General features: G+C 39.4%; 4 protein-coding genes. 2 read left to right on the top strand and 2 right to left on the bottom strand.

All coding sequences use genetic code 11. The features are described 5' to 3' along the window. Positions 1 to 63: 63 nt before the first annotated feature. Positions 64 to 1641, bottom strand: a complete 1578-nt coding sequence (locus P9B04_RS14130) for a B12-binding domain-containing radical SAM protein (RefSeq protein ID WP_342055628.1) — start codon at positions 1639 to 1641, stop codon at positions 64 to 66. A 206-nt stretch (positions 1642 to 1847) separates the two neighbouring features. Here P9B04_RS14130 and P9B04_RS14125 point away from each other — a divergent pair, with 206 nt between their 5' ends. Both P9B04_RS14125 and P9B04_RS14120 read left to right on the top strand, forming a co-directional pair. Continuing rightward, positions 1848 to 3230 (top strand): HD domain-containing phosphohydrolase, encoded by a 1383-nt coding sequence (locus P9B04_RS14125; RefSeq protein WP_342055627.1) that lies wholly within the window; start codon positions 1848 to 1850, stop codon positions 3228 to 3230. A gap of 49 nt (positions 3231 to 3279) precedes the next feature. After that, positions 3280 to 3834, top strand: a complete 555-nt coding sequence (locus P9B04_RS14120; RefSeq protein ID WP_342055626.1) for a pentapeptide repeat-containing protein — start codon at positions 3280 to 3282, stop codon at positions 3832 to 3834. On the opposite strand, the gene P9B04_RS14115 is transcribed toward P9B04_RS14120, so the two are convergent. Next, positions 3831 to 4748 carry a PhzF family phenazine biosynthesis protein gene (locus tag P9B04_RS14115; RefSeq protein WP_342055629.1) on the bottom strand — a complete coding sequence of 306 codons (918 nt, stop codon included), beginning with the start codon at positions 4746 to 4748 and terminating at the stop codon, positions 3831 to 3833. The two genes, P9B04_RS14120 and P9B04_RS14115, sit on opposite strands and share 4 nt — an antisense overlap. Between the last annotated feature and the right edge of the window lie 265 nt (positions 4749 to 5013).

The raw sequence follows: 5013 nt of genomic DNA, 5'->3' as shown, positions 1-5013 counted from the left end.
CTGACTCCTAAAACTAGAAAAATTTGTACCTCACAAGTATGGGAACTGCTATAGTGATCTACATTACAAGTTCGGTAGAACAACTTTTTCAAGAGATTTCTGTGTTTCTAGTTCTAAAAATTCCTGTAACTGTTGTTCAATTTCAGCTCGAACAATTTGACGATATTCTAAAAAATGTTCGTTGTGGGCGCAGACAGTTAAATAGTGTTCCCAAACGGGAGTATTATGTTTAAGAATGCCAAAGAAATGATGCCAAAATTTCCAACGAGTGTTACGTTTAAATCCTTGTCTCCAAACAACAATTGCTAAGGCTCTTAAATCAACCCAACTGGGAAATTTAAAAGGAGCATGGCATTTAGGAGCCCCTAATTTTAAGAAACAACGATAGGTGCGATCTAAGAAATTTTCTGCATCGTATAAAGTCCAGAAAGCCTCTATATATTCTTGAGCAATATCTTCGATGGGACGAGTGGGAAAAAAGTTCATCAAGGTACTTTGATTGATATCTTGTTTACTATTATCAACCCGTAATCTTCCTTCTCTTTCTAAACGATGCCATAAAGCTGTGTGAGGAAGAGCTTGTAACATTCCAAACATAGCAGTGGGAATGGCGGCGTTTTCTACAAAGCGAATAATACGAGAAGCTGCTCCTGTTTTTTCTCCATCAAACCCGATAATAAAACCAGCCATAGGACGCAACCCGGCACGAATTAGGGTATCAATAGTATCGGTTAAAGAATCGCGAGTATTTTGAAACTTTTTCGTTAACTTTAAACTCTCCTCATCGGGGGTTTCAATGCCTAAGAAAACTGCATCAAAATTGGATTCTACCATCAACTCCATCAACTCAGAATCTTGAGCCAGATCAACAGATGCTTCGGTGTTAAAACGGAAAGGATATTGATGCTCCCGTTGCCAAACTTTTAGTTCTTTGAGTAATAATTTAACATTGCGTTTATTGCCAATGAAATTATCATCTACCATGAACACACCCCGTCGCCATCCTAACTCGTAAAGATAGTCTAACTCCTTTAACAATTGTGCAGGAGCTTTTGTGCGAGGTTTGCGTCCATACAAAACAATAATGTCACAAAATTCACATTGAAACGGACAACCCCGAGAAAACTGTACCGACATGGAGTCATAAGCATCCAACTCTAATAAATCGTAGCGAGGAATAGGAGTCAGAGTGACATCTGGTTTTTCGGAGGTGCGGATCATTCCTTGGGTTTCCCCTCTCTGTAAAGCTTCAACAAAGAGAGGGAGAGTGATTTCCCCTTCATCTAAGACCAAAAAATCTGCCCCTGCTTCTTGTACTTCTGAGGGAACCGAGGTAGCATAAGGACCCCCCACCACCACACATTTACCCCGTAGTTTTGCTTCTTTAATTTGCGCCAACAAATCCGGTTTTTGGACGATCATAGCCGAGAAAATGACGATTTCTGCCCAGTCCCATTCTGCCTCGGTTACTTCCCTAATATTGCGATCGCAAAGTTTAAATTCCCAGGTTTGGGGTAGAATACCAGCAACAGTGACTAACCCAAGAGGTGGTAATAAAACCTTACGATTAACTAATTCTAAACTTTTGTCATAGGACCAAAAGGTTGGTGGAAATATTGGATAGATAAGTAATGCTCGCACGTTTCACCACCTCACAAGGATTTCATTGCCCCCAGTATAACGAAGATATTATTTATTGATTTCTTTTTTACCTGCTCACTGTTCACTAAAATTAATAGTTATCTCTGCAAACCGAATCGATCTGTAAGGCAGTCTGATAAGGTATAGTTGTCCATAGCTTAAGATAAACTGATAATAAAGCTCCTATTTTATTTATTTTGTCCTGAATGTTACTAGAGTCCACCCTAAACCAACTCAAAAGCGCGCTCCCAGACGGTCAATTACCCCCTAGTTACGGGGTTTACTTCAAAAATACCCTAGTTGCCCTTTGTCATGCCTTAGAAGACCATATTATTAAAAGTGCCTCCGACGATCCCCAACAACATCCCCTAGTCTTGGTGACGTTTCAACAGGGAAAATGGTATCTGCAAGAGGCCGATCGCTACCACGATATTGCCCAATGTTCTCGCCACATCGCCATCTCTGCTGTTGCTGACAGTGGATTTGACAGTCATAAAACGGGAAAGTTAGATAATGTATCCCTAGTTCATCTCAAAGATGACGATGTTTTGGTAGAAGAGTGGAATTTAGTTATTCTAGCACCCGGATACGCTGCGATGGTTTTATGTCGGGAATTGTCCCCCGAAGAATACCGCGCCGATACCCAACCACAAACAGACACAGAACGGAAATTTTATGGACTTTGGACGTTTGATCGTCTTCCAGTGGAAGAAGCAGCCAAAATTTTGATTAAAAACGTAAGAACTTATAATCCAGAATTAGCTGATCGATTGACCCAAATGCAAGAGAAAGTAGCAAGCAGTCCGAATAGCGTTCCTATCGATCTCACAGGGGTTGTTTCCCGTATTGTTACTTATCTGCAAACATCTCAACAGCAGTTAGTGACTATTAACCGTCAAAACAAGGAATTAGTAGAATTAGAAGGACAAGCATTAAAGTTAAATCGGAATTTAGCCGCTAGCAAGTTACAGGCGTTTTTACGCATGGCGCAACGGGTAGATGAAAGAGATCCTGATAATGGGGTAGCTTCCTTGCAGGTATCAGCTTTAGCGGAAACCATCGGACAGTTATTGGATTTGCCTACCTTACAACTGAGACGGTTAAGGTTAGCAGGTTTATTATACCGCATCGGCCTCGCAGAAGCCCCGAAAGATGTGTTCACCCATACCCCCGATCAACTAAACGATTCTAGTTACGCTTTCTGGAGAGATCGGGCTACACTGGGCGCACAATTATTATCCACGATGTCAGAATTGAAAGTCATTAAAGAGATTGTTGGCAACCAACTGGAACACTGGGACGGAAGCGGTAAACCAGGTGGCTTAAAAGCGGAAGAAAACAACATAGAAGCCCGTATTTTAGGCTTAGTTTCCTACTTCCAAGAGTTAACCCAACCCAGAGGAGATCGCCCTGCATTGAGTTTAGGGGAGGCTTTTGAAAAATGCGAATCTTACCGAGAAACTTGGTTCGATCCTAGTTTGGTTGACACTTTAGGGAACATTGTCAGACTAGCAGAAATGGGTTTGATGTGTTTACCCAGTCGTCCCAGTCAACTACCTGCTATTTGGTTAGAAGAAGCTACCAAATAAAATCAGAATTTTTGTACTCAAACAAGATAAATTTTTAGAGGGGATTATCATGAATACAACCATTAATTTGTTAGACATTCGTAACGGAAAAATTAAAGATTTAGCCAAGGTAGATTTGTCAGGAGTTGACCTCTCAGGGGCAGATTTAACGGGGGCTGATCTAACAGATGCAGTCCTCAGAACGAACTTACGAGGTGCGGATTTAACGGGGGCTAATTTAACAAATGCAGACTGTCGTAATGCCGATTTAAGAGGAGTTATTTTATCGGATATTCAAGCAAAAAATGTTAGTTTAGCAGGGGCATTTTTGGCTGGTTCTGTGTTAAGTCATTTAGATTTTACTGGGGTTGATTTTCGCGGTTGTGATTTGCGTGGTGCAACTCTAATCGGGACTATTTTACAACAGGCTGACTTGAGTAATACTAATTTATCGGGGGCTGATTTATCTCAAGCAGATTTAGAAGAAGCAATTCTCAATGGGGCGATTTTAAGAGGTACAAATTTGACCAATGCTAACTTATTATGCGCTCAAGTTGAACAGGCAATTATGGAAGGCACATTATTAACTAATACTTGTCTCGATGGAACTCCTTTAGATGATTAATAATTAGGAATTTCCATCGTTCCCTGTGTCACTAAAACAGAAGATCCACCCACCCAAATGTTGTTAATATTCCCCCCGCTTTTTTCTGTTTTTACCTCTAGAAAACTAGGTCTTCCCATCTCAAATCCCTGTTCTATTCGCCAGTGGAAAATTCCCTTTTCTTCTGTTTCACGGATGCCTAAGTATCCCCCAAAAGCAGTAGCAGCAGAACCTGTGGCTGGATCTTCTATGACTCCTAAACCTGGGGCAAACATTCTCGCACGAATATTTGATCCTTCTTTTTCGGGGTCAAAACAAAAGACATAAAGGGAAGAAGCCCAACTATTTGCTAATATTTGTTGCCAGCGATCGCTATTTAATTTTATCCGTTTTAATGCGTCTCTATTGTGAAGGGGAATAAACAAGAAAGGTATTCCACAAGAAACAGCTTGAGGGTAATATTTATCCTGTTTTAAGTCTTCTGTATCTAAGGTTAAAATTGATGCTAATTCTTCTACTGATGGAGTTTGATTAGAAAATTCTGGCAGTTGTGGTGAGGTTAATTCTGTGTAAATAGGCTGCTTATTTTTGAATTTAACTTTAACTAAAACTAATCCTACTTCTTCCTCAAAAACAATCTTATAATCATCATTCTTGTTGATTGTATTATCAGTAAATCCTAAAATATAAGCTGTACCTAACGTGGGATGTCCCGCAAAAGGCAGTTCTTGGGTTGGTGTAAAAATACGCAGTTTTTTAGTAGCATTATTAACAGTGGGGGGAAGAATAAAAACCGTTTCTGAGAAGTTGAATTCTGCTGCTATTTTTTGCATAATTTCAGAAGATAACCCTTCTGCGTTGGGAAATACTGCTAGTTGATTTCCTCCAAATATAGCATCAGTAAAAACATCAACAGTATAAAATGAATAAGTCATCATCACTAATAATATAAATTAAACTGTTTTAATTATCTATCAATTGTTTTGCTATGTAAATACACTGTTCTAACCTGCATTATTCATGAAGAAAAAACAAAACAAAAAAATAAGCAATTAGCATCAAAATTGATTTGGAAAGAAATGGATCGCAAGAAAATAGCTAATATGACCAATAAAACTCTTAAAAACGAGCTAAAAAAGCTAAAATTATGGTATCTTCTCAAAAAGCCAGGGGTCACTCGCTGCGAAAACTTAGGCCAAA

Source organism: Crocosphaera sp. Alani8 (assembly GCF_038442745.1).
Lineage (GTDB): Bacteria > Cyanobacteriota > Cyanobacteriia > Cyanobacteriales > Microcystaceae > Crocosphaera.
The sequence above is the reverse complement of the archived record's forward strand: the minus strand, read 5'-3'. Positions and strand labels throughout refer to the sequence as shown.